The organism is Acidianus brierleyi (genome assembly GCF_003201835.2).
Classification (GTDB): Archaea; Thermoproteota; Thermoprotei_A; order Sulfolobales; family Sulfolobaceae; genus Aramenus; species Aramenus brierleyi.
Genome location: NZ_CP029289.2, coordinates 1,944,796 through 1,968,210, shown reverse-complemented (window position 1 = coordinate 1,968,210; position 23,415 = coordinate 1,944,796). Strand labels below are relative to the sequence as shown.

Annotated in this window: 27 protein-coding genes; 16 read left to right on the top strand and 11 right to left on the bottom strand. The window is 30.3% G+C overall.

The window, feature by feature from the left end:
• Positions 1 to 209: 209 nt before the first annotated feature.
• Entirely contained in the window at positions 210 to 446 is a 237-nt protein-coding gene (locus DFR85_RS26740) for a hypothetical protein (protein WP_110270910.1), read from the bottom strand.
• 76 nt (positions 447 to 522) lie between these two features.
• On the opposite strand from DFR85_RS26740, the gene DFR85_RS26735 reads away from it, so the two are divergent.
• Positions 523 to 3,312, top strand: coding sequence for a DEAD/DEAH box helicase (locus DFR85_RS26735; protein ID WP_110270909.1), 2,790 nt, complete (start codon positions 523 to 525; stop codon positions 3,310 to 3,312).
• 151 nt (positions 3,313 to 3,463) lie between these two features.
• On the top strand, positions 3,464 to 3,733 hold the full coding sequence (locus DFR85_RS26730) for a ribonuclease P subunit p25 family protein (RefSeq protein ID WP_110270908.1): 270 nt from the start codon (positions 3,464 to 3,466) through the stop codon (positions 3,731 to 3,733).
• On the opposite strand, the gene rgy is transcribed toward DFR85_RS26730, so the two are convergent.
• Positions 3,698 to 7,150, bottom strand: a complete 3,453-nt coding sequence (gene rgy / locus DFR85_RS26725; protein ID WP_110270907.1) for a reverse gyrase — start codon at positions 7,148 to 7,150, stop codon at positions 3,698 to 3,700. The genes DFR85_RS26730 and rgy overlap by 36 nt on opposite strands.
• Before the next feature lie 115 nt (positions 7,151 to 7,265).
• Between rgy and albA the strand changes: the two genes are divergently transcribed.
• On the top strand, positions 7,266 to 7,562 hold the full coding sequence (gene albA / locus DFR85_RS26720) for a DNA-binding protein Alba (RefSeq protein ID WP_110270906.1): 297 nt from the start codon (positions 7,266 to 7,268) through the stop codon (positions 7,560 to 7,562).
• An 80-nt stretch (positions 7,563 to 7,642) separates the two neighbouring features.
• Positions 7,643 to 7,963: a hypothetical protein gene (locus tag DFR85_RS26715; RefSeq protein ID WP_110270905.1), complete on the top strand. Its 321-nt coding sequence runs from the start codon at positions 7,643 to 7,645 to the stop codon at positions 7,961 to 7,963.
• Here the strand turns inward: DFR85_RS26715 and DFR85_RS26710 are convergent.
• A complete protein-coding gene (locus DFR85_RS26710) occupies positions 7,935 to 8,213 on the bottom strand; it encodes a hypothetical protein (protein WP_110270904.1) in 279 nt (92 codons plus the stop codon). The two genes, DFR85_RS26715 and DFR85_RS26710, sit on opposite strands and share 29 nt — an antisense overlap.
• Before the next feature lie 92 nt (positions 8,214 to 8,305).
• Here DFR85_RS26710 and DFR85_RS26705 point away from each other — a divergent pair, with 92 nt between their 5' ends.
• Positions 8,306 to 8,797: a hypothetical protein gene (locus DFR85_RS26705; protein WP_110270903.1), complete on the top strand. Its 492-nt coding sequence runs from the start codon at positions 8,306 to 8,308 to the stop codon at positions 8,795 to 8,797.
• Here DFR85_RS26705 and DFR85_RS26700 read toward each other — a convergent pair.
• Together DFR85_RS26700 and DFR85_RS26695 are read right to left on the bottom strand one after the other, a co-directional pair.
• Positions 8,761 to 10,317, bottom strand: coding sequence for a DEAD/DEAH box helicase (locus DFR85_RS26700; protein WP_349290764.1), 1,557 nt, complete (start codon positions 10,315 to 10,317; stop codon positions 8,761 to 8,763). The genes DFR85_RS26705 and DFR85_RS26700 overlap by 37 nt on opposite strands.
• 22 nt (positions 10,318 to 10,339) lie before the next feature.
• Positions 10,340 to 10,723: a hypothetical protein gene (locus DFR85_RS26695; RefSeq protein ID WP_168367200.1), complete on the bottom strand. Its 384-nt coding sequence runs from the start codon at positions 10,721 to 10,723 to the stop codon at positions 10,340 to 10,342.
• A gap of 37 nt (positions 10,724 to 10,760) precedes the next feature.
• Between DFR85_RS26695 and cutA the strand changes: the two genes are divergently transcribed.
• Genes cutA through DFR85_RS26670 form a run of 5 tightly spaced genes read left to right on the top strand, consistent with a single transcriptional unit; the run spans position 10,761 to position 14,553 of the window.
• The gene (cutA, locus tag DFR85_RS26690; RefSeq protein ID WP_110270901.1) at positions 10,761 to 11,078 is read left to right on the top strand and encodes a divalent-cation tolerance protein CutA; all 318 of its coding nucleotides are present in this window, start codon (positions 10,761 to 10,763) and stop codon (positions 11,076 to 11,078) included.
• Positions 11,075 to 11,359, top strand: a complete 285-nt coding sequence (gene gatC, locus DFR85_RS26685) for an Asp-tRNA(Asn) amidotransferase subunit GatC (protein ID WP_110270900.1) — start codon at positions 11,075 to 11,077, stop codon at positions 11,357 to 11,359. The genes cutA and gatC overlap by 4 nt, the downstream gene beginning before the upstream one ends.
• Entirely contained in the window at positions 11,360 to 12,775 is a 1,416-nt protein-coding gene (gene gatA / locus DFR85_RS26680) for an Asp-tRNA(Asn)/Glu-tRNA(Gln) amidotransferase subunit GatA (RefSeq protein ID WP_110270899.1), read from the top strand.
• 45 nt (positions 12,776 to 12,820) lie between these two features.
• Positions 12,821 to 13,897, top strand: a complete 1,077-nt coding sequence (twy1, locus tag DFR85_RS26675) for a 4-demethylwyosine synthase TYW1 (RefSeq protein ID WP_110270898.1) — start codon at positions 12,821 to 12,823, stop codon at positions 13,895 to 13,897.
• Between the two features lie 5 nt (positions 13,898 to 13,902).
• Positions 13,903 to 14,553: a DUF120 domain-containing protein gene (locus DFR85_RS26670; RefSeq protein WP_349290782.1), complete on the top strand. Its 651-nt coding sequence runs from the start codon at positions 13,903 to 13,905 to the stop codon at positions 14,551 to 14,553.
• Here the strand turns inward: DFR85_RS26670 and DFR85_RS26665 are convergent.
• Entirely contained in the window at positions 14,544 to 15,215 is a 672-nt protein-coding gene (locus DFR85_RS26665; RefSeq protein WP_110270896.1) for a DUF357 domain-containing protein, read from the bottom strand. The genes DFR85_RS26670 and DFR85_RS26665 overlap by 10 nt on opposite strands.
• Positions 15,203 to 15,967, bottom strand: coding sequence for a diphthine synthase (dph5, locus tag DFR85_RS26660; RefSeq protein WP_110270895.1), 765 nt, complete (start codon positions 15,965 to 15,967; stop codon positions 15,203 to 15,205). Before dph5 ends, DFR85_RS26665 begins: the two co-directional genes overlap by 13 nt.
• Before the next feature lie 43 nt (positions 15,968 to 16,010).
• On the opposite strand from dph5, the gene DFR85_RS26655 reads away from it, so the two are divergent.
• From DFR85_RS26655 to DFR85_RS26645, 3 genes are all read left to right on the top strand, one after another.
• Positions 16,011 to 16,760, top strand: a complete 750-nt coding sequence (locus DFR85_RS26655; protein WP_110270894.1) for a metallophosphoesterase — start codon at positions 16,011 to 16,013, stop codon at positions 16,758 to 16,760.
• A gap of 84 nt (positions 16,761 to 16,844) precedes the next feature.
• A complete protein-coding gene (locus DFR85_RS26650; RefSeq protein WP_110270893.1) occupies positions 16,845 to 17,408 on the top strand; it encodes a TATA-box-binding protein in 564 nt (187 codons plus the stop codon).
• Positions 17,409 to 17,439: 31 nt separating this feature from the next.
• On the top strand, positions 17,440 to 17,652 hold the full coding sequence (locus DFR85_RS26645) for a DUF5622 domain-containing protein (protein WP_168367199.1): 213 nt from the start codon (positions 17,440 to 17,442) through the stop codon (positions 17,650 to 17,652).
• Here the strand turns inward: DFR85_RS26645 and DFR85_RS26640 are convergent.
• Complete coding sequence (locus DFR85_RS26640) at positions 17,645 to 18,700, bottom strand: DUF373 family protein (RefSeq protein ID WP_110270892.1); 1,056 nt, start codon at positions 18,698 to 18,700, stop codon at positions 17,645 to 17,647. The genes DFR85_RS26645 and DFR85_RS26640 overlap by 8 nt on opposite strands.
• A complete protein-coding gene (locus tag DFR85_RS26635; protein WP_110270891.1) occupies positions 18,678 to 19,637 on the bottom strand; it encodes a coiled-coil protein in 960 nt (319 codons plus the stop codon). Before DFR85_RS26635 ends, DFR85_RS26640 begins: the two co-directional genes overlap by 23 nt.
• Positions 19,638 to 19,811: 174 nt before the next feature.
• Between DFR85_RS26635 and DFR85_RS26630 the strand changes: the two genes are divergently transcribed.
• The 3 genes from DFR85_RS26630 (at position 19,812) to DFR85_RS26620 (ending at position 21,413) form a co-directional block, all read left to right on the top strand.
• Positions 19,812 to 20,093 (top strand): H/ACA ribonucleoprotein complex subunit GAR1, encoded by a 282-nt coding sequence (locus DFR85_RS26630; RefSeq protein WP_110270890.1) that lies wholly within the window; start codon positions 19,812 to 19,814, stop codon positions 20,091 to 20,093.
• A complete protein-coding gene (locus tag DFR85_RS26625; RefSeq protein WP_110270889.1) occupies positions 20,090 to 20,968 on the top strand; it encodes a transcription initiation factor IIB in 879 nt (292 codons plus the stop codon). The genes DFR85_RS26630 and DFR85_RS26625 overlap by 4 nt, the downstream gene beginning before the upstream one ends.
• A gap of 73 nt (positions 20,969 to 21,041) precedes the next feature.
• Positions 21,042 to 21,413: a winged helix-turn-helix transcriptional regulator gene (locus DFR85_RS26620; RefSeq protein WP_110270888.1), complete on the top strand. Its 372-nt coding sequence runs from the start codon at positions 21,042 to 21,044 to the stop codon at positions 21,411 to 21,413.
• Here the strand turns inward: DFR85_RS26620 and DFR85_RS26615 are convergent.
• Both DFR85_RS26615 and DFR85_RS26610 read right to left on the bottom strand, forming a co-directional pair.
• Positions 21,396 to 22,535: a tRNA (guanine(26)-N(2))-dimethyltransferase gene (locus tag DFR85_RS26615; protein WP_110270887.1), complete on the bottom strand. Its 1,140-nt coding sequence runs from the start codon at positions 22,533 to 22,535 to the stop codon at positions 21,396 to 21,398. The genes DFR85_RS26620 and DFR85_RS26615 overlap by 18 nt on opposite strands.
• Positions 22,516 to 23,415, bottom strand: a complete 900-nt coding sequence (locus DFR85_RS26610; RefSeq protein WP_110270886.1) for a helix-turn-helix domain-containing protein — start codon at positions 23,413 to 23,415, stop codon at positions 22,516 to 22,518. The genes DFR85_RS26615 and DFR85_RS26610 overlap by 20 nt, the downstream gene beginning before the upstream one ends.

Genomic DNA, 23,415 nt, shown 5'->3' with positions numbered 1-23,415 from the left:
CGACACTCACTGTGGAGCTCCGCCTTCTGGCAAGGTGGAGCTTTTTAGCAGGAAGCCTTGCCCGTTAGGGCAGGGTAGGCTCCACATGCTTTGCCTCTAACATGGCTAGGCGATGGCTTGAAGAGCCGAAGGAGTTCACTAGCTAATGAAGTAATATACCAATTGATGAAGACTGTGGCGGACCCTGAAATAGTGATGATAAGACCTAATCAGATTTTTTTCTCTATCTTCTCTCTCTTATCTAATAGATCTGAATATTTTTTATAAACGTCTTTTAATGGTGAGGAAATGCAATCTTTTTCGGAATTCATTATAACTTCCTTTAGAAACTTATACGCACATGATTTACTATGGAATTCTAGTTTTCTATCTGCAATGGTTAAGATTATACCTTGACCTTCAGTAAAGGATTTACCGCATACTAAACAAACGTGCTTTTGCTCCATAATATTGAGGGCTGAGTTTAAATTTTTAAAAATAACTGTTCATGCTACTGTTCAACGAAACTTCGGTGGAATCTAAATGGAATCATTAAACAGTAAGATCATAGAGCTCATAAAAGAAAGAAACTGGAATAAAATGACTGATATACAAAAAAAATCATTAAAACCTATACTTAGTGGAAATAATACTTTGATCATAGCACCTACAGGGTATGGGAAAACTGAGGCAGCATTATTGCCAGTTTTAAGTCAAATGATAGAGTCTAATGCTAAACCTGTTTCACTCATTTACATAACTCCCCTAAAAGCTCTAATTAATGATATAACGTTTAGGGTAGATTGGTGGGCATCAAGACTAGATTTTCTAGTAAGTAGAAAACATGGTGAAGTACCGCAAAAAGAGAAAAATATGAGATTAAAAAAGGTACCACATATTCTCATTACTACGCCTGAGGGACTAGAAATAGATTTAGATTGGGCTTCTAGATTTAGAGAATTTTATAAGAATGTAAAATGGGTAATAGTAGATGAAATTCATGAGTTAGTAAATTCTAAAAGAGGAATTCAATTGTCCATTCTACTTGAAAGACTAAAGGAATTTTCTAACTTTGATTTTCAAAGAATAGGTCTTTCTGCTACTGTAGCTAACGAAGATTTGATATCTTCGTTTCTATTTGGTTCATCATCCAGAAATCCTTCTATAGTTAGAATAAGCGACAGTAAGAATTTCGAGTTAAGAATTAAAAAAATATGCGGAAACGATATTTGGACAAATTCTGCAAAAGAAATATCGTCTTCTATAGAGTCTCCTAGCTTAATATTTACAAATTCAAGATTTTTAACGGAAAGATTACATGAGGAATTAGAGAAATTAAATCAAGAGGGAATCTTTGTACACCATTCTTCGATATCTAGAGAATCAAAAAATAATGTGGAAGAGCATCTAAGAGCAGGCAAGGCTAAAGCAGTAATATGTACAAAAACGTTAGAACTAGGAATTGATGTTGGCGACATAAGAAAAATAATTATGTATAGACCGCCTCCCTCTGTAGCCTCGTTTTTACAAAGGCTAGGCAGGAGTGGGCATTGCATTTCAGGAGTTCCAAAAGGAGAAATATTCTGTATATACGATTTTGATGTTTTAGAAGCATTATCCATATATTATTTGGCTAAAAAAGGAATAGTAGAAAAGCCTGGAATATCCTCTAGTTTAGACGTAGCTGCTAGAGAGATCTTAGGCATAACGTTACAATACGAAAAAGTATCACCAGAGTTTATTTATAATGTATTAATAAACTCATATCCGTTTAGAAATCTGAAGAAAGAGAAATTTGAAGAAATTATTAATTATTTAATTAGGAATGGCTTATTATCTTTAGAAGGCGAAGATATAAAAATAGGCAAATTCTTCTTTAAATTATGGAATTTCAATAGAAATAGGAATTTTAGTTGGACTAAAAGCTTTTCTGAGTTTTTTTCACTAATAAATAATGATGACACATTTATCTTAAAGCATAATGATAGAATTATAGGCGAAATAGACGCAATTTATGTTTATAAGCACATTAGAATAGGCGATATTATAAGAATAAGCGGAAAATTATGGAAAGTGATAAAAATTCATAGCGGAAGAATGAGCATAGAGGTTGTTCCTACAGATTCTGGTGAAGGAGAAATACCAGTATGGAAAGGAGACGGTATACCAAAATCATATCTATTACCCAAAGAGATTTCAAAGTTAATTAGAAATATAGATAAGATAAATCATAATATATTAGACAAAAACGCAGTTATGGAAATTAATGACTTACTTTCTGTATATTTAAATCATAAAATTCCTCTACCATCAAATAAAATCATAATTATAGAAAAAAGAGATAAGGAAACAGTATATACTACGTTACTAAATGAGAGAATTTCAAATACAATTTCTCATATGTTGTTGTATTTAGCTACTTCTAAAGAATCATTAAATACGTATGCAAGATCTTCCATTTATGGATTTTCAGTGAGTTATACTGAAAAAGATTTACTAAAGGATATACTAAAACTAAGTGACAAAAAACTTAAGCAGCTTATTTTGAAATCAGTTCTAAGATCACCTTTGTTCATTTCTGTTTTAAAAGAAATTCAGATAAGTTTTGGAAAGGTAGGTAAAGTAAATAATAAAGAAGATAAAATATTAATTAAGGAAGCACTAAAGCAAACTGTAAATAGATACTTTAGTATAAAGGGAACACTTAAATTTATCAGAAAAATAAAAAATAATGAGATAAAAATTATAAATTACGACGGAATTACTCCATTAGGAGACGCAGTATTATCTCATGCCCCTATAAAGCCTTGGTTATTTAGTGTCTATACGCTAATTTATGAATCTTTAAAAGGCGGTGCATATACTATTTCAGAACTTTCAGAAACATTGGGAATATCAGAAAAAAGTCTTGAAAATAAGCTTAAGCAAATGAGAAAACCTGATTCTAAGTTTAGAATAACTAGCTTTATTGATGTAGATAGTAGAGAAATTAGATGGTGCCTTCTTGATGATCTAGAAAAGATAGTAGAATCAGATGATTTCTATACATCATTCTCCGTTTTGAATGAAAATGAAACTTTTGTTGCTGTATTGAGACAACTTAATGGTAATGAAAATACCGAGATAATATTTAAGCCAAAGGAATTAATAGATAATTTTGATGAAATAAAACATAGAATTCCTTTTGAAGAAATAGGAGAACTAAGAATTTCTGATCCAGTAGACCCACTAGTATGCAATCTATCTCCTAGATTTTACTATGTAAATAAAAAATCTATACCATACTTACTTCTTAATGCAGTAGCTTATATACAGAATCTAAAATATTCTTAGAATAGTGATGAATAAATATAAGTTGACGTGGTGAAATAGGCCCGTGTTACTGAAAATAACTGTAAAATATTTAGTTATTCCTATTAAAGCTTATGGAATATTTGTACGTAAGATTTATTATAGGCTGTGAGCTTTCACATGATGAAAAAAGATGATGGATAAAACTGCTCAGATAGTAGTTAGTAGCACAAAGTCAGTTGAAGATCATGTGTTAGAAATAATAACCATGATGAATCAGGGTACTAGCGAAATAGAAATAAAAGGATATGGAAGAGAAATAAACAAAACAGTAGATATTTATAATCAGCTAAAAGATAAACTAGGTGAAGGCATTAAATTATCAGAAACCTCAATAGGAAGCGAAGTAAAAGATAAAAAACGTATTTCATATTTGTTGCTCAGAATAACTAAGGCTTACTAAAGACTTTACTTGACCTAAAATGTCTTTTATTATGACCTCAGCCTCTATTGAACCATTAGATATCATGTCCATTTTTCTTAGGAGATCTGCCGTAGTATCTGTAGAAACTAAATTAGAAAATCTTGTAGAAAGATATTTGTAAGCCTCAATACCCTTTTTAGTGGCTATTAAATAGCCCTTTTTCTTGCTTTGGACTATATATCCGTGTCTAATTAGTGTTTGTATAGTTTTTGCATAAGTACTAGGTCTTCCTATATTTTTCTCTCTCATCAATTTTATGACTTCTGCATAATTCATTAATTTTTCCTTAGAACCCTTTATGACGGTATATTCTGGGGGTATCTTACCTTCTGGCAGAGAATATGTTCTTAACTGTAAAATCATAGAAAATCCGCCAGAAATATCTGAAAGTAATTCGATGTTTTGGATATTATTCCCATTTATATTTATTTCGTATTTAGTGTAAGTTCCTATCGCATTATTCATTTGACTTGCAATAAATCTTTTAAATATAAGATCATATACTGCGAAATGAGCCCAGGTAAATTTTATAAAGTATTTATTAGGATTTTCAGTTATTTCTTTCTTTAAATCATCTAAGTCCATAGGATTAGTAGGTCTTATGGCCTCATGTGCACCTTCATTTCCCCAACTTCTAGGTGAAAATTCCTGGATACCTTTTTTGCTTAAGTATTCTTTGGCTATTTCTATTCCCCTAGAAGAAACATGAATACTATCTGTCCTATGATATGTTATTAATCCAGATTCAAATAATTCTTGCGCTATTTTCATCACTCTTTCCGCAGGTAGTCTAAATCTATTGTATGCATCTATTAGCAATGTATCTGTAGTATATGGAGGATATGGAGATATGACATCTCTCTTTTCTCCTATTTTCTTAACTTCAATAGACATTATCTTAGCGTCTGATTTATTTTTAAAGAATAATCTATAAACATAATTACCTAATTTTATATTAGCTATCCAACCCATAGAATTTTTATACTTTTCGGTATTATCAACTATCCAACCAAGTACTGGAGTTTGAACTCTGCCAGCTCCTTGATTCTGAGAATTGAATTTAACTTTTAATATTTTGCTTAATTCGAAGCCTATCCACCTATCTTCTATTCTTCTGGTTACTTGACTATTAACAGCATTAATGTCTAAAGTGCCCTGATCTCTTAATGCACTAAGTATCCCATTTCTAGTAACTTCATGATATTTTATTCTCTTAATATTATTATTATATGGTGCAACATTTACTGCTACATCATAGGCAATTTTTTCTCCTTCAGTATCAGGATCTGTGGCTATAAACACTTTATCTACTTCCATTGCTATTTTTCTTAACGCATTAATAGTAGATAAGCTAGATAATAGAGTAGTAGATCCACAATAAGGACACTTATCTACTGTTTGACTTATTAACCTCTTACAATTTACACACCTATATAACGGTGAATAATAAGGAGAGATTCTTTCATCGTCAACGTCTACGCCATAATATCCTTTATTTTCTAGCGTAAGATCTGTTATATGCCCTTTAGTAGCCATAACGTCTAAAATATACGCTTTATTGGCATCTACTATAACTGTTTCATAAATTGGAATGCCACCTATATTACGCCTTGCTGGAGTTCCAAACATCCTCGATATTGTCTTAGCTTTAGTAGGAGATTCGACTACTAAAAGTGCAGTAGATATATCTATAGAAGCATTGGTTTCATTTCTAGTTCTTTCAATCTCATCTTTTACCTTAGAGATATTAAGGGAATTAAAATCTGTTATGTTAAAATTGTACATTAGATAATTTATTCTACGTTTTAGCATATCCAATAATTTATAATCATCTACAAGAATGACACTAAGTCCTAAAGTTAATCCTCCATTTAATAATCTACTACTTCTTCCAGATCCTTGCAAATATGTTGTAGCATCAGGAAATTCAATATAAACTTCGTTATTAATTTTCTTTAATACGAATGTATCTCCGTCTATATCAGACGTAACCGAGGCCATTATTTTACGAATATCCTCTATTTTTGGAAGCAAATATTGCTGAATTTCTCCTAATTTACCAGATAATTTCTGAGATCTAAGAAAAGCTATTCTTATTGCTTGTATCTCAGCGCTGTTTAAATTCAATATCTTATTTTCGTCTATTTCATAATTAAGTAGTTTCGATATTTTAAGTAAAGTAAAAGGATTAAGTACTGCATCATAAGCTCTAATTCTACTCTTAGGTACACCGTAAAATATTACGTACCTAAGTTTTTTTGGCTCATCTATTCCCCTTACTGCAACTCCATAATATGACGCAGAACCTATTATAATATCTGTTTTTCCTGAAGAGAATTTTTCAAGAAATTTTCTACCACTTATTGCTAAATCGACTGATATGCCCTTGTTTTCAAGTAAGCTTTTTATTTCTTTCATTTTATTTTTTCCATATTCTTTTGAAACTAGTATTAGACCTCCACTACCTAATTCCATTACTATACTTTCTAGGCTTTTGTCAGAGAAGGAATCTATAATGTTCCTTGCATAAATTTGTGCAGTACTAACATCAAAACCTGTTATATACTTTAACGCCTTTTGCTTTACTCCTTTTGGTCTCATAGTAGCACTAGCTATTACTAATTGAGCTATATTGCCAGAAAACGATGCTATTCTAGATTCTATTTGTCTTATTTTAGCTTCCAATTCTTCTCTATCTTCTTGAATAAATAATAATCTTTTAAGTCGAACAAGTTTTATAGCATCCTCATAAATCTCTTCTGGAATTCCCATAATACTGACAAGCTTATCGGTAGTTTTACCGCTTTTTACTATTGCATCAGCGTCGTCTACACCTATAAACTTAGGCCTATAATAATTGATTTCACTAAAGTGTCTATTTAGATAGTTTATTGTAACTATACTAATTTTTTTATCGTCTATTTTACCACAAGATATTTCGGCAAATTTACTTATTTTATTGCAAATTTGATCTTGCAAAGATTTGGTAGGTACTAAATATAACACGTTATCTTTCAAATAAGAAGAATATACCATAATAGTAGTAGACTTGCCTAAACCAGTAGGAGCAGACATAGAGAAACTAGCTCCTTCTCCTAGTCTTCTTAGCCAGAATTTTTGTAGTGACCATGGCATATATCCAGTAATTTTCTTAAAATAATTGGAAAGCTCTTCATATAATTCTAAAGAGTAATATAATTCCCAATATCCCTTCAAATTTCCTTGATTAACAAGAATATTATAAATAGCCTTGATTTTTTCATCTATTGGTATATTTTTAAATGCGTCAACGCTACCATTAATACATTTATTACAAGGTAAACCTTCTAATGCTCTTGTAGATTCTAAAGGCCCTCCGCAATTAGGGCATGAATTAGTGTATACTGAAGTTATCATTATAATGAACTTCTTATAATTGGGACTACCTTAAAAAGGAAATAACCAGATGTTACCGAGTAGGATAACTTTTTTAACTTCTCGTATATGTAGTTGTTGCGACAAAGGTGATAAAATGAGTACCGCAACTCCGACTCCAAGTAACGTAGTTTTAGTAGGTAAAAAGCCAGTAATGAACTATGTATTAGCAGCATTAACTCTGCTAAATCAAGGCGTGCCAGAAATAGTTATAAAAGCTAGAGGTAGAGCAATAAGCAAAGCCGTAGACACTGTAGAAATAGTAAGGAACAGATTCTTACCAGATAAGATAGAGATCAGATCAATAGGAATAGGAAGCCAAGTAGTCACAAGCCAAGACGGAAGACAATCAAGAGTTTCAACAATAGAAATAGCAATAAAGAAAAAGGCTTAAAGATAAATAAAAAGCTTTTTTAATGCAATTTCCCCATACCTTTAATATCCTCTGGCTTCAAGATAATATATTGAAGATAAATGAGCCAACCCACATATAAGATAGAGTTTGAAGGTAAAGCTAAGATTGGAGAAGTTATGGGAAATTTAGCTTCTGTTCAATTAAAACCTGAAGATTTATCTAGTCCTATAGCATTTCAGATGGCAATTTCTAGAATATATGATGAACTAATGAAAATGATGAGTCAAGGTCCACAGAAGCATTATGTTGCAGAAATAAAATTTAATGACTCTATGGGAAATCCTGTTTCTATGGGAGTAGATTTTGGAAATTCTATACCACCTATTTCAAAGAAAGAAGTAAAAGTAAAAATTATAGTTGAATTTTATGACGAAGATTAGATCTTCTTTTTAAATACTCAAAAGAAATTGAAAATATAAACTCCTCAAAAGAAATTAGTCTGTAATTTAGATTATCTAACTTAGTTACTAACCCTCTTTTGCTCATATATTTTATTGAGGTGAGTATTACCTTTTTAGAGAAGTATGGCGATAACGTATCTATTGCTTCCCCTAAATTAAATTCGTCATAACCAAATTTCTTATAAAGCAAATAATATATAACTACATCCCTTTTCTTAAGCCATTTCATTGCTCATAAGCCCGGTTTATCATCATCATCAGTTCTTACAAGTTCTTTCATCGTTAATTACATATACTTTACTTAATATAAAAATCTTCCAAATGCCTTTTGTTACAGAAGATTACGGAGTATGCTATCCTGGAGAAAAAATAAATTTAAAGAAGGGTGATATAATAGCCGTAAAACCGTTTCTAACAAATACTAGATATAATCTTGTCTTTCCTCCATTATCCATATTAAGTACTGAATGTAATAGAAAACTTTTTTCGACTATATGGGTAGATGGTGTCAAAATAAATGGAAAGGAGCAAGTAATAATGCTAGATGGCAATATAGAAGTTTCCGGAGAGATAGAAGTATTAAGTCCTGAGATGCTCGCTGCATATACTGCAAAAAAGATATTAGGAAACACTAAATTACGTATAGATGATAAGAATCACGGAATAATAATTATTGGAATAGAGAATAAGCCTATTATTAGCGTTAATAATAGGCAAGTCATTATCCATACTAAGATGAGACAAGAAATTTTAGTACCTTTAGCATATAGTGTTTTTTACTTTATTTCTTCTGAATATTCAGAAGAAATTTGAAGAAATGCCTCATCTAGATTTTCTTCTTTTCTTTTCTTAGCTTGATACTCTTCTGGAGTACCTTGAACTAAGATTTCATAGAGTGTAGCTTTTTTTCCATCTACTGGTCTAAGTAGCCTTCCAAGCCTCTGAATAAATTGTCGCCGTGAACCAGTTCCAGTTACTATTATCCCTACACTTGCGTCAGGTATATCTAGACCCTCGTCTCCAACAGTAGTTAATACCAAGATTCCACTTTTCATTGATTTAAATTCAGCTAGTATTTTATCTCTTTCCGATTTGGATATTTTGCCTGTTATTATCAAAGCATTAAATATTTTAGCTAAATTTTCCGCTTGTTCTACATATTGCGTAAATATCAATATCTTCTTCCCATTTTCTTTCTGTATAATATCATTAATTTTAGATATCTTATTTTGTGCTAAACTAACAATTTTTCTCATCTCATTATATATTCTGAGAGCCTCGATCGCATCACCGTCTCCTTCTTGAGCTTTTTTGATTAATTCCGATATTCTTCTATCTTTGGATAATATCTTAAATTTTTTTAATAACTCAGAGTATTTAGATCTTTCCTCTTTATTTAAAAATACCTTAACTTGTATTATTTCGTATGGAGACAAATATCCTTTATTAATCAGTTCATTAACTCCTTTATAATATATAACTCCCCCCATTAATTTGAAGAGTTCTTCATGTTTTCCATCTTCTCTATACGGTGTAGCAGATAAGCCTAACCTTTTACTAGCTATTAGCCCTAATGCTATTTCCCTAAACTTATCAGCAGGTAAATGATGAGCTTCATCAATTATTAAAAGATCAAATTTGTCTGCTAATTCGTTTATATGTCTATACGCAGTTTGATATGTAGATATGGTGATAGGTTTTATGTTTTTTTCGGAGCTATAATACAATCCTATATCTGGTCTAAAATCAGAAAACCTTATTATAGAATCTCTCCATTGATTCATTTGCTCTTTCGTAAAAGCTACTATTAAAGTAGATTTCTTTACTAATTCAATAGCTTTTAATCCTATCAAAGTTTTTCCAGAACCTGTAGGAAGTGCTATAACTCCTTTAAAGTTATTTTCTTTCCATTTTTCTATGGCTTCGTTTTGATAATCTCGTAATATAATCTTAATACTAAAATCAAAATTTTTCATTTTGGTATTTAGCTCACGCACTTTTAGGCCATTTTCTAAGAATATTTCTCTCAGATTAGAATAATAATATGGCTTAGATATAAATATCTTTCTTTGCCTATCGTATTCTATAGATATATTATATTTTTTTATAATATCCATAATATACACGCTTGGAATTACAAAAAGATTTCCCCTATCTATAGAAAATTCTATATCATATTCTGGAAGTATTCTTTGTAAATATTGTAATTCATCATTACTAAAAGTTATTCCTAAGGATTCTAATGTATCTTTAATTTCAGATAATCTCACCCTATTTCTTCTAGCTCTCTCTAAATCTAGCACAAACTGGGAACCATTTTCGTCTCGTCCCAAAAATCTAGAAAATGTAAGTAATTTAGTAAATGTTTCGTTGTCCAGCCAGCGCTTCAAGTAAAAAGTCTTCGAAAACATCTTTAATCACTTCTACAGAATTTACTTCTATTTCACCCAAAGAGTTTACTATTTGAGTTAAATTTGTTACAGTATATATAAAAAAGGTATTTCCTCCTTCATACTTAAATACTCCAAAGAATTCACCTAGTTCCTTTTTTTCTGGACTCATAATCAGTATTCTGTATATTTCTTCACTATATGGATTAAAATATATAATAAATCCTAATCCATTAGATAAAGTAATCCCTAGCAATGTTTTACCAAGATATTTACATTCTTCCACACCGTATTCTAAAGCCCTATCCATATTTTTCCAAGGTAATGAAAATAGATCTTTAACTTTCATTAGTTTTAATTTAGCAGTATAGTATAATTAGTTAACTATGCCTGCTATACTTATATTAAGTACAATACCAGAAATAAAAACTGGGAAACATATTGCAAAAACTTTAGTTGATGAAAAATTAGCCGCGTGCGTAAATATAATCCCATATATAAGATCGTTTTATATATGGGAAGGTAAAACTGAAGAAGACGATGAAGCACTTATGATAATTAAAACTGAGAAAGATCTTGAGAATAGAATAATCCAAAGAATTAAAGAGTTACATCCATATTCGTTACCAGAAATTATTACTTTTAATATTTCTGGAGGATTACCAGAATATCTAAATTGGATATTTGAGAGTGTGAGAAAATGAGTGAAGAAAAACTTATTGAAAAATTACAAAGCTTATCATTAATTGAGCTTAAAGAAAATGAAAAGGAAATAATAGGTAAAGATATTAAAAAAATATTAGATTTCTTTAATAAAATAAATGAAATAGACTTATCCAACGTAGAACCTATGTTTCATCCTATATCTCAAGGAAAATTAAGGGAAGATAAGCCATTATCCACACTAACTCAATCAGACGCTTTAAGAAATGTAAAACATAAAGAAAATGGTTATATCAAAGGACCTAGTACCTACGGTGATTAAATGATCTCTAACATAGTAATAGATTTAAAGGAGAGAAGATTAAGCCCAGAAGAATATGTAGCAAGGTCTTTTGAAAAAATAAATAGACTAGAAAAAAACATTAATGCGTTTATAACACTTAGAAAAGAAGAAGAAGTTTTACAAGAGGTAAAAGAAAATATTAAGAAAGAAGGCAAACTAGCCGGTATATTAATAGCAATTAAGGACGCCATCTCTACCAAGGATTTAAGGACTACTTGTGCTTCTAAAATGTTGGAAGATTATATACCGCCATTCGATGCTACAGTTATACAGAAATTGAAATCAGAAGGAGCAGTAATAATAGGAAAGACTAACATGGACGAATTTGCAATGGGTTCTACTACTGAAACTAGCTATTTTGGGCCAACTAGAAATCCATGGGATCTAGAAAGAACTCCAGGAGGATCTTCAGGAGGAAGCGGCGCGTCTCTTGCTGCTGGTTACGTAGATATAGCTCTTGGTACCGATACTGGAGGATCTATAAGAGCTCCAGCAGCTTTTACAGCAACGTTTGGGTTAAAGCCTTCTTATGGGACTGTAAGCAGATATGGTCTAATAGCTTATGCTAATAGCTTAGAGCAAATAGGACCTATGGCAAAAAACGCTGAAGATTTAGGTTTACTATATAGTATAATATCTGGTGAAGATAGTAAAGACGCTACTACTATAAAAAACAAAAATATAGGAACACCATCAGAGATTCCGATAAGTGGACTTAAAATAGGTATACTCAAAGACATTTTAGAATCTTCCGATAAGTCTGTAACAACTATCATAAATAATGTTATAAATAAGTTATCTTCAGAAGGTGCAATAATAGAAGATGTTAGATTAGGTAATTCAGAATACGCATTACCGGCATATTATATAATTGCCATGTCTGAAGCTAGTTCTAATTTAGCTAGATATGATGGAGTTAGATATGGGTTCAGCAAATATAGTGATGGAAATTGGAAGGAAACATTTAGTAAAAATAGAGGAGAAGGATTCGGCCTTGAAGTAAAAAGAAGAATAATGTTAGGATCATTCATTTTAAGTGCTGGGTACTATGATCAATACTATGTTAAAGCTCTTAAAGTAAGAAGAATAATAAAAGATAGTTTAGACCAAATATTCAATAAATATGATATACTAATTTCCCCTACTATGCCTATTTTACCTCCTAGAATAGGCGAAATGATTAATGATCCAATAAAAATGTATGCTATGGATCTTAATACAGTAATAGCAAACTTGGCTGCAATACCAGCAATTTCCATGCCAGCAGGTTTTTATAACAATTTGCCTGTAGGCTTACAACTAATGGGAAGATATCTTTCAGATACTATGTTAATTGGGATAAGTTCATATATAGAAAAAATTCTGAAGCTTTATGATCTCACTGCACCACTTTAATAAATAAGTTTTTTAATTGCGCGAAAAAATTTTATTGATACGCTTATGGAAACACCTAAGTTAAGGATTGATACGTTAAGCAAAATAATGAGTGAAATGGAAAAAGAAAAGTATCACATAATAGGTAGTCATAGTGCTTATAAGAAATGTTATTGGACTCATAAAGCGCTAACAGAAAATAGATATTGTTATAAGGGTAAGTTTTATGGAATTGAAAGCCATAGATGCGTGCAAATGACACCAGTAGCTGCATGGTGTTGGTTTAGATGCATACATTGTTGGAGACTAGAACCAGAAGATATAGGTGTAGAATGGGATGAGACTAAGATGCCAATCATGGATGATCCAGAATACATTGCTGAAAAAAGTATTGAAGAACATGTAAAAGCAGTATCTGGATATTATGGTAGGCAAGGAGTAAAGCAAGCAATGATAAAGGATGCATCAAAACCAGCTCATGTTGCTATAAGCTTAACAGGAGAACCAACACTGTATGATAAGTTAGGGGAATTAATAAGCGAATATCATAAAAAGGGAATGACAACATTCTTAGTCACAAGTGGAGTAAGACCAGATATATTAGCTAGCCTTGAAGAAGAACCTACACAACTTTTCGTATCTCTTCAAGCTCCAAACGAGAAAAAACATAAACTCATTAATAGACCTATAGTTGCAAATTCATGGAATTTAGTAATGGAAACTCTAAAAATGTTACCAAGCTTTAGTTCTCCTACAGTAATTAGAATGACTATGATAAAGGGATTCAACATGGGAATAGAAGACGCAAAAGAATTTGCTAATTTAATTAAACTTGCTATGCCCACCTATATTGAAGTAAAGGCATACATGCATGTTGGCCCATCTACATATAGATTAAGTAAAGATGCAATGCCCAGACATAGTGAGATAAGAGAATTTGCAGAAACTCTTTCCAAATTTACTGGATATAAAATATTATCAGAGCATATTCCAAGTAGGATTGTACTATTAAGCAAGCTGGAAAAGCCTATTCAAATAGGTAATGCATGGACACAAAAATGGAGCTGGAGTACTAAAGATTCTGAAGACGATATAAATGGAGAATATAAAGAAGCTGAATTAGGCTGTACAGAGGAACAGTAAAGATGCTGAATGATGCTTGTATAATAGCGAAAATTATATCTTTAGCTAAATCCAGTGAAATCACTCAAGAGACTTTAGCTAAAGAATTAAATCTTTCTCAACAATCAGTTTCACGTAAATTAAAAGAATTGGAAGATAAGGAGATCATTAAACGAACTATAACAACAGATGGTGAAATTATATCATTAACTACTAAAGGCGAAGATTTGCTATCTCAATGTCTCTCATTAATCAGAGAAGCTATAATATCGTCACATGCACTTAAGATAAAAGGTATGGTAACCTCTGGCTTAGGAGAAGGTAAAATATTTCTTTCGTTACCTTATTATGAAGACTCATTCAAGAAATTCCTAGGATTTACTCCTTATCCAGGTACATTAAATATAGTAATATATGATAGATTATCTTTAGAAAATAGAATAATTCTAGATGCAGAGAAACATATCCTTATTCCAGAATATAAGGATGAAAATAGAGTACTAGGAGCAGTAAAAGTATTTCCTGCATCAATAAACGGAATTAGACCTGCAGCTATAGTTTTCCCTTTAAGAAGCACTCATCCTAAAAGCGTTATAGAAGTAATTTCACCTTATTACCTCAGAGAAAAGCTAAATATAAAAGATGGAGATGAAGTAGAAATAGAGTCTTACGTGTGATTACAGTATCGATTAAGAACTTCTTTTATGATAGAAGTAGTACTATTATGTTCCCACTTGTTTAGTCGTTCTTTCATTCTAAGAATTTCTGCATTTATTCCTCTCTTTCTTAATTCTTCTTTAAACTGTTCTTCATTAACTTTTTGATCTGGACCAAGAAAGATAATATCTGGATTTACATTTTCTACACTTTTTATAAAATCATTTTCATCGCCTAAAAACGCATAATATACATATTTTATATTTTTTACTACTTCTAATCGTTGATCTTCATTATTTATAGGCTTTCTACCTTTAATTTTTTCGGAATTTTTATCTCTAGCAACAGAAACATATACTCTTCCTAATTTTGAGGCTTCCTTTAAAAACGCTATGTGACCAGGATGTATAATGTCAAAAGTTCCTCCTACAAATACTTTCTTTGAAATGTCTGAATCTGGATCAATATTATTTTGAATTAAAATCGCATCTAACAATCCCTCTGCATATGCTATGTCTACTAGAGAAGTCTCTTCGTCACCTTTTTCCAGATAATATTTAGCGTCATCGGTATATTGCCTAGCTAAATCCAATATTTTTTGGAATTCTGGCATATTTATATTTTTTAATCTCTTTTCCATGCCTTCAATATATTTTAAGGCTCTATTTCTCAATGAAGACATTGTATTGCCTCTACCTCCATATAATGTAGATTTTTGGAAGGAATTATTATTATGTGTGGTGGATCTCTTAGTTTTGCATTTTCCAAATCAGAAAGTTTCACAGCAGAGATCTTCTCATCGTCACAGCCTAATCTTTGCCCTATAATTGCAATATCGTCCATTGATATAACGTTCTCTTTTTTTACATTCTCCATCTCAATTAAATATTTTAAACCTTCTATTGCATTCATAAATTTCCCGTCCTTTATATCTAGATATACTATAGTATGAAGATTTAATGCTCTATTGGATTTTATCACTTCATATGGTGTAAAATCCATTATATTATCATATGGGTATACTAAAGTCACAGATTTTCCAAATTTATAAGATGAAAGCATAGATTTTGATATAATATAACAATGAACAGAAATACCTGGAATTACTTGTACTATATGACCTTTTCGATTAGCCTCAACTGCTATACTCACATGAGTAGTTGCTATTATAGGATCTCCTATAGAAGCTATAGCAACATTTTTTCCTGAATCTAAAAGATTCATAATTTCATTAGAATTATTTTCTAGCATATTTCTTGAAGCTAATGTAATTTCTTTTCCAGTAATTTTCTCTAAAAATTCTTTAGTTAAATCACAAGAAAACGATGTGTAGTAATCTAAAAATATAATGTCTGATTGTTTTAAAGCCTCTAATGCCTTATTTGTAAAAAACTTTTTTGACAGTCCTAAGCCTATTAGATATAGGTATGACATTTTTGCTATACTATATTTATATTGCTTATAAATAGGTGAGGTTATGTTAGAAATTTCTCAAGATTTATTTATAGAATCTGATATTCCTGGACTATATTTTAAAAAAATGAACTCAATGATACTGTCTGATGTTCACATAGGATATGAAGAAGAAATGGCTAAAAAAGGAATTTTCCTTCCAAAAGTACAAAAAAAGAAATTTATTGATATATATAATAAATCCCTAAAGATATTCAAATTTGATAAGATAATAATAGACGGCGATCTTAAACATATGTTTAACTCTTTAGGTAAAGAAGAAAGAAGTGATTTAAATGATATTTTCAATATTCTAAAAAATGATAATATTAAGGTAATAGTCATTAAGGGAAACCACGATAATTATATCAGTTTAGTTACTGAAAAATTTGATAACGTCGAATTAGTAGATAATTTAGATCTTGGAAATATATATATATATCACGGCCATAAGGATGTTAAATTAAGAGACAATACAACATACATAATAGGTCATGAGCATCCGCGAATTTCAATAAAAGATAAACTAGGTTTTTCAAGAAAATTGCAATGTTTTCTAAATATTCCTCTTAAAAATTCTTCTAATGTTATAGTTCTTCCTTCTATAGGAACATATCAATCAGGAAATGATGTCTCGTTACTTCATAATAATTATATGAGTCCAATAATAAGAAATTTTGGAATTTTAGAAAAAGCAAAACCGTATGTTATTATTGAAAAAGAAGGTATAATGGAGTTTCCAGAATTAGGTTTGCTTAAAAACATTCTCTTTTAAAAAGCTTTGGGGTTTATAAATGAGTTTATAAGATATTATATATGGTGAGCTATTATCTCTAATCCGATCGCTTATAAACCAATTATAAGTATAGAAAATATAGTAGCAACAGTAACATTAGACGAATCATTAGATTTATATGCAATGGAACGAAGTGTACCAAACGTTGAATATGATCCAGATCAGTTTCCAGGCTTAATCTTTAGATTAGAAACTCCAAAAGTAACGTCCCTAATATTTAAATCTGGAAAAATGGTAGTTACAGGAGCTAAAAGTACTGAAGAGCTTATAAAGTCGGTAAAACGAATAATCAAAACTCTAAAGAAATATAGCATAAAAATTTCAGGAAAACCAAAAATTCAAATACAAAATATAGTAGCGTCCGCAAATATGCATGTTCATGTAAATCTAGATAAAGCCGCATTTTTACTAGAAAATAACATGTATGAACCAGAGCAGTTTCCAGGTCTTATATTCAGAATGGATGATCCTAGAGTAGTATTATTAATATTTAGTAGCGGAAAAATGGTAATAACTGGGGCAAAAAGAGAAGAAGAAGTATATAAAGCTGTTAAAAAGATTTTCGATAAATTAGAAGAACTAGACTGCGTAAGAGCAATAGAAGAGGAAGAAGAGCTAGAAATTTAAAATCTCTAAGTAATACTATTGGTGATTAAAAATGTCATTAAAGCAAAAGAAATATGTATATGTAGATACTGGGAAAAGAAAATATGTTAAAGTAAGAGTATTAAAAAATAGAGATGAGAATTCACCAGATAGATACATAGTCCTTGATATTATCTCAAATCATAAATTTAGAAAAGCAAACATAGTCAAAATCGATGATATACCATTAGAAGTTAGAGATAAAATAACAAAATCAACTATGTAAATTTATATTTTTCTAATATACTTAAAGCTATATATATTGTTATTAGAATCATTGAGGAAATTGATAACATATATAGTAATTGAACTTGAAATACATAAATTCCTTCTTGTATATTTTTTAGAGCACCAGATATTATATAGTATGATAATACTATGGCTACTATCTTTAACAGATCATGCCATACTCTCATGTTTCTAGTTAATGCATTTTCTAGAGCTTTACCAGCAAAAAGAATAATTACAGAGAATGTCAAATAAGGAAGAACTGATATTATCTCAGAAGATATAGTAAAAATATAAGAACCCTTAATCGTCTGAGAGGTTAAATATCCCTCCACTATACCTATTATTAAAGAAATTATGGACAAGATACCTACAACTACCATTATTGTAGAATTCTCCCACCATTTTTCTATCATATCATCTACTCCAAATCCTCTAACTAGCATAGCTATTCCAATAACTAGTAATACTACAGGTAAAAGATAAGAAGCTATTCCAAGAATATAAAAAACGCTAGCTATGAGAAATATAATTCCTGGCACACCGAGGAAAATTCTTGAATATCTAGGTTCTGAGATTATCTTTTTTAAGTATTTCCCTAATAGTACGTAAGTTTCTTCCACACCTCTATGCTGCTCTACTATAACACGTTGAATGCCAATTATCTTTAGTTTAGACTCAATAATTGGAATAGCTTTTGCGTCTTCTGGACTATCATAAACTAAGATTGACTGTTCTGGATTTATCTTTTTTATGACTTCTTCTAATTCCTTTGATAAGTTTAATTGAGCATCCAGCCCACCTTTTTTAGATCCTGCTATAAAAACTATTTCTACATTGTTATTGCTTTTTAACTTATTATACAAATTATATGCTACTACCATGGAATTAAAATCAGAATCATCAGGAATATATTCAGATGCTCTTTGAATTGCTAAAAAAGCGTCTTTTTCTCCTATCACTGGAGTTTTTATTCCTATATCGCCTAAATCATCATCAATATCAATATAAATGATAGCTGTCTTATTTGTTAGCTGTTCCATCATCTTTATTTTCGTTACCATAAAGTATTAAAAGTTCCTCAAATGAAAGTCTGCCTCCGTTCTTCAACTTTTCTTCTACAACTTTTTTCTTTTTCTCTAGCAAGTCCTTATTTTTACCTATTTCAGCGAAATTATCAATACCTTTTTTAATATCTATATTTTTATTTTCAGCATAATATCTATTATATATGCCATTTTTATATTCGCTTAATTGCTTTGTATACTTATTTAATTCATCCTTTTTGACACTAAATTCAGAATTTAGCTTTGATATCTCGTCTTTCTTCTTATTTATCTCTCCAGTAATCTCGTCTAATTCCTTCCTGAGTTTATTTCGTTCATCTACTAAGCTTTTCAATACTTTTCTTTTTTCACTTATTTCATTTATCAATTTAGACATTTGCTCTCTAACAGTAGAAAGTTCTATTCTTTTTGCTAAAAATTCTGCTCTTTCTTCGCTTCCTTTTTCCTTTATTTTTAAGAACTTTTTAGATTCTGAAAGTTTCTTTTCTAATTCGGCTATTTTTTGAATTATCTTTTTTTCTTCTTCTAAACTTAGGCTAGAAGTTTCAATTCTCCATTCAAGTGATTTTATTCTTTTCTCTAACATATCTGGGTTCATTCCTTGAGACTGTTTCATTAGATTTCTAATTTCTTCAAATTCCTTACGCATCTCTTGAATATAACTTAGTAAACTCTGTTTCTTTTCTTTCAATTGATTTAACTCATCAATTTTGGATTTATATTCGTTCCTCAATGTAAAAACTTGTTCTCTTATTGATCTTAATTTACTAATTTTTTCACTTCTTTTCTGTTTTAACTTACTTAAATCTTCAAAAAGTGATCTCTTTTTATCCTTAAGTTTTCCCAACTCTTCTCTTATTTCTGAAATTTTCCTGTAAAGAGCCTCTTCTTCACTGTCTGTTGTTGAATCAGTCATCGACTTGTATATAGAGACATATGTTAATAATTTTTTCCATATAGCCTTTTACAGATGCTATTTAAACCAATTAGCCAAATAATCCTCTATCTTAGCCTGGTAATATCCACGTCGATTTTATCGAGGTATTATTAAAAGTTAATAATAAGCATATGAAAGTAGTAATTAGATAATGTGACACGCAGTAGACTTATTGAACTTGGAACGTATGAAAAAAAGACTTTAAAAAACAAATATCTCATCAAGGCAAACAAAAATGACTATGTTCACTTAAATCCTATTGGAAAAATAATTATTGATGAACAAGGGAAAAGAGTAGCTAAAGTAATAGATGTAATTGGAAATATTAATGAGCCATACATATTAGCATATCCTTTGACAGAAGACGAGCCAAAAACTAAGTTATACTTAGAGATAACAAATAGAGAATCTAAGAAACGGAGGAATAGAAGATGAATTGTCCTAATTGCTCATCAGAAAATATAAGATACGATTATGAAAGAGGGCAATATATATGTTCTAATTGCGGATATGTAATAGAGGATAATGTAATAGACTCTGGTCCAGAATGGAGAGCATATAATTACGAAGATAGAATAATAAAAGAAAGAACTGGATCCCCATTAACGCTCAAAGTTCATGACCAAGGGTTAACAACAAAAATCGGATATGGAAAAGTAAAAGATAAAGTAAAACTTCTAAAAATGCAAAGACTACAAAATAAACTTAGAGTCTCTTCAAAGGATAAAAAGCTGGTAACTTATTTATCTGTACTTAATAATGAAGCTGCAAAATTAGCACTGCCAGAATATGTAAAAGAGACGTCTGCATTAATATTAAGAAAACTTATAGAAACAGGTCTTGCAAGAAGAATTGAGATGTATACGCTCATAGCAGCAATATTATACTATTCATGCCAAATTAATAATATTCCAAAACATTTACAAGAAATTAAAACTCGATATGCTCTATCATCCAGTGAATTATGGAAAGCCCTAGAAAGAGTTCAAGAAATATCAAAAACTATACAAAATTTTAGACCAAAAGTAAAACCTGTAGGATATATACCTGAAATAATAGAAAAATTACAATTACCTTCAGTTATTGCTACTAAATCTGCTGAGGTTGTAGATATAATGTATAAAAATGGTTTAACTAGCGGTAAAGGGTATCTAGCCCTAAGCGCTGCTACAGTATATTTAATAAGCACATTAATGGATGTAAAGAAAACTCAGAAAGAAGTCGCAGAGTCTTTAAAAATAACTGAAGTTACAATAAGGAATAGATATAAAGAAATTATAAATAATTTCGATATTGAAGTTAGTTTATAGATTTAATGATATAGCAAACTAAATAAGCTAGAATAAAGTATAATATATATGTAGCCAACACAGGTGTTTTTGAATGGAATCAAAAATTTCAACTTATGAAGATTTAATACATCAAAAGATAATTGAAAGAGGGAGTCAAGGAATATCACAACAAGAGCTTGCTAAATCAGTAGGGCTCTCAACACGTGAATTAAGTACTATAGTTAAAAGGCTCATAGAAAAAAAACTCATTATAAAGAAATCGATAAAGGAAAATGGCAAAAGCATTGTTAAACTATTTGCTATACAAGTGTTTAACGAGCCTAAGATCTTAATAGAACTTAGAAATATTTCTGATATACCATGCTTTTCATGTAAATTTCTCTATAAGTGTAATAATGGAGCCCATGTAAATCCAAATTCATGTTCAAAACTTTCAGAATGGATATTATCTATAATAAGATAAATTTTTAATACATAATAATATATCTTCAAATTTTTTGTTAGTTTTTATACTTTTTGTATCAAAATGCGTTCTTGAAGCATCACCTAAGCATTCTATCATTTTACTGACTGCTGGCACATTTGTCTTATGTTTTGATGCCAGAAAATCTAGATTATAATATCCAACATAATTACTTTCGTTTAGAAGTAAATCTACAATACTTCGTATCTTATCATAATACTTTAGATAACTAAATTTTTCCAAATTCTGAGACAAACCGTTAACGAAATCTTTATCTATCAAATTCCCAAGCCATAACGGACCTACAGTTTTTATATTTTTACTTCCACAATACGAACATTTATCTATACATTGAGTATGCGATATTTCATGATAGCCACAATCTTGACATTCATAGATAAATCCTAATTTTTCTAATACTTCGTCGGCTTTTTTTGCTCCGTTAATAACTCTAAAGAATACTCTATAATAGTAATCTGAGTAATAGGAAATTAGTGGATATACAGATTTTTCCATTATAGCAGATTCTTGTATTACTTTCGATATTAATACTCTTAATCCGATTTCTTTAGATAGACTAAGTTTATAATTGAAGGTAAAATATTTTCTCAAGCATGATCTTCTTGCTCTACCTTCTAACGGTGCTAAATCTGTAGCAGTGTACGCTACAAATCCTCCCCTTTTTACAGCATTAATAGACGATAGAATGAAAGGTGAAGGAGATCCAAATGGATCAATATCAACGAAGTCAGATTTAATCTCATAGAGTAAAGAATTTGCGTCTTTATTAAATACTTTGGTATTAGGAACTTTATTCAATTCTATGTTTTTCTGTATAAGTTCAACAGAATCTTTATTTCTATCATTAAAAATTATCTCGTCTGCAGTGTAAGATTCTAAATAATATCTTATTCCTCTTATGCCAGTAGCTGAAAGAGCATCAACAATGGTCTTAGGAGATAAAAAATGAACTATTACTACACTAAAGTCTCTATTAAATATCATCCTTGGATTATAAAATACTGGAGCCCATGAAGGATCAAATTTCCCTTCTTTTCTAAATTCCTCTGGATCTGGTATTAATAATTTAGCTTTACCTTCGTCAATCTCCTTTAATCTCATCTTTTAGGCTATCTAATTCGTTTTCTAAGTATACTTTAAATCCATCTTTTTCTAACTCTTTCGCAAAAGAAGAAGTCTTAGATACTATAATTAAATTTAACTTAAATTTAGTAGCTATTTTATGAGCTTCATTTATCTTTTTAAGTGCAAAGTCTTGTTTCTTAGGTTCCATTGTAACTAATAGTTTTTGTCCATCCTTAGCGGCTATTATATCCGCTGCCGTAAGTCTAAGCCTAGCAACATTAAATCCTTCAGCAGATAATATATCTAAAAGATGTAAATATCCTTTATCTTTTTTAAAGTCTATATCAAAGTTTTCTATTCTAGTAGGTAAATCTTGAAATATGTCCCCAATTACATCTGGACCAAATATATCTACAAGTTTTTCTGCTATTTCTATTGAAACGTCAGATTCTCCATTTTCATAGTCATAAATAGTTTTCCTAGAGACTCCAAGCATTTTAGCTAAGTCTCCCATACTATACTTCATTTCTTCTCTTTTCCTTCTTAAGACGTCTGACCTTATCCTTACAAACATTCCTCCACGGGTTCTATATACATAAATCTTGTCTCCTTCTATAACTCTTTTTAATCCATCTAGTGATAATCCTACAACTTTATCTTTCTGTAGTGCAATATCTTCTTCTGTTTCATCAGTAATTATTATAGGAAAACTTTCTGCAATATATGAGAATTTCTCTAGGTCCATTAGTTCCTCTTTAGATATTTTATCTGTAGATACCTTTATTACTAATCTTTTTGAATCATATGTAACTATTATATCTATCGATTTTTTATTTTTTTCTGGATAATTTATTATAGAGTAATCTAACCCCTCATTTTCTAAGATATCGGCTATGTGCTGAATGTTATGTTCCAT

Coding starts and splice junctions, on each gene's coding strand:
- DFR85_RS26740 (WP_110270910.1), bottom strand. CDS start 446: ATGGAGCAAAAGCACGTTTGTTTAGTATGCGGTAAATCCTTTACTGAA.
- DFR85_RS26635 (WP_110270891.1), bottom strand. CDS start 19,637: ATGACTGATTCAACAACAGACAGTGAAGAAGAGGCTCTTTACAGGAAA.
- twy1 (WP_110270898.1), top strand. CDS start 12,821: ATGGAAACACCTAAGTTAAGGATTGATACGTTAAGCAAAATAATGAGT.
- gatA (WP_110270899.1), top strand. CDS start 11,360: ATGATCTCTAACATAGTAATAGATTTAAAGGAGAGAAGATTAAGCCCA.
- DFR85_RS26620 (WP_110270888.1), top strand. CDS start 21,042: ATGGAATCAAAAATTTCAACTTATGAAGATTTAATACATCAAAAGATA.
- DFR85_RS26730 (WP_110270908.1), top strand. CDS start 3,464: ATGATGGATAAAACTGCTCAGATAGTAGTTAGTAGCACAAAGTCAGTT.
- DFR85_RS26710 (WP_110270904.1), bottom strand. CDS start 8,213: ATGAAATGGCTTAAGAAAAGGGATGTAGTTATATATTATTTGCTTTAT.
- DFR85_RS26655 (WP_110270894.1), top strand. CDS start 16,011: ATGTTAGAAATTTCTCAAGATTTATTTATAGAATCTGATATTCCTGGA.
- DFR85_RS26640 (WP_110270892.1), bottom strand. CDS start 18,700: ATGATGGAACAGCTAACAAATAAGACAGCTATCATTTATATTGATATT.
- DFR85_RS26625 (WP_110270889.1), top strand. CDS start 20,090: ATGAATTGTCCTAATTGCTCATCAGAAAATATAAGATACGATTATGAA.
- rgy (WP_110270907.1), bottom strand. CDS start 7,150: ATGATAACTTCAGTATACACTAATTCATGCCCTAATTGCGGAGGGCCT.
- gatC (WP_110270900.1), top strand. CDS start 11,075: ATGAGTGAAGAAAAACTTATTGAAAAATTACAAAGCTTATCATTAATT.
- DFR85_RS26610 (WP_110270886.1), bottom strand. CDS start 23,415: ATGGAACATAACATTCAGCACATAGCCGATATCTTAGAAAATGAGGGG.
- albA (WP_110270906.1), top strand. CDS start 7,266: ATGAGTACCGCAACTCCGACTCCAAGTAACGTAGTTTTAGTAGGTAAA.
- dph5 (WP_110270895.1), bottom strand. CDS start 15,967: ATGTCATACCTATATCTAATAGGCTTAGGACTGTCAAAAAAGTTTTTT.
- DFR85_RS26665 (WP_110270896.1), bottom strand. CDS start 15,215: ATGTCTTCATTGAGAAATAGAGCCTTAAAATATATTGAAGGCATGGAA.
- cutA (WP_110270901.1), top strand. CDS start 10,761: ATGCCTGCTATACTTATATTAAGTACAATACCAGAAATAAAAACTGGG.
- DFR85_RS26705 (WP_110270903.1), top strand. CDS start 8,306: ATGCCTTTTGTTACAGAAGATTACGGAGTATGCTATCCTGGAGAAAAA.
- DFR85_RS26735 (WP_110270909.1), top strand. CDS start 523: ATGGAATCATTAAACAGTAAGATCATAGAGCTCATAAAAGAAAGAAAC.
- DFR85_RS26715 (WP_110270905.1), top strand. CDS start 7,643: ATGAGCCAACCCACATATAAGATAGAGTTTGAAGGTAAAGCTAAGATT.
- DFR85_RS26645 (WP_168367199.1), top strand. CDS start 17,440: ATGTCATTAAAGCAAAAGAAATATGTATATGTAGATACTGGGAAAAGA.
- DFR85_RS26615 (WP_110270887.1), bottom strand. CDS start 22,535: ATGAGATTAAAGGAGATTGACGAAGGTAAAGCTAAATTATTAATACCA.
- DFR85_RS26695 (WP_168367200.1), bottom strand. CDS start 10,723: ATGAAAGTTAAAGATCTATTTTCATTACCTTGGAAAAATATGGATAGG.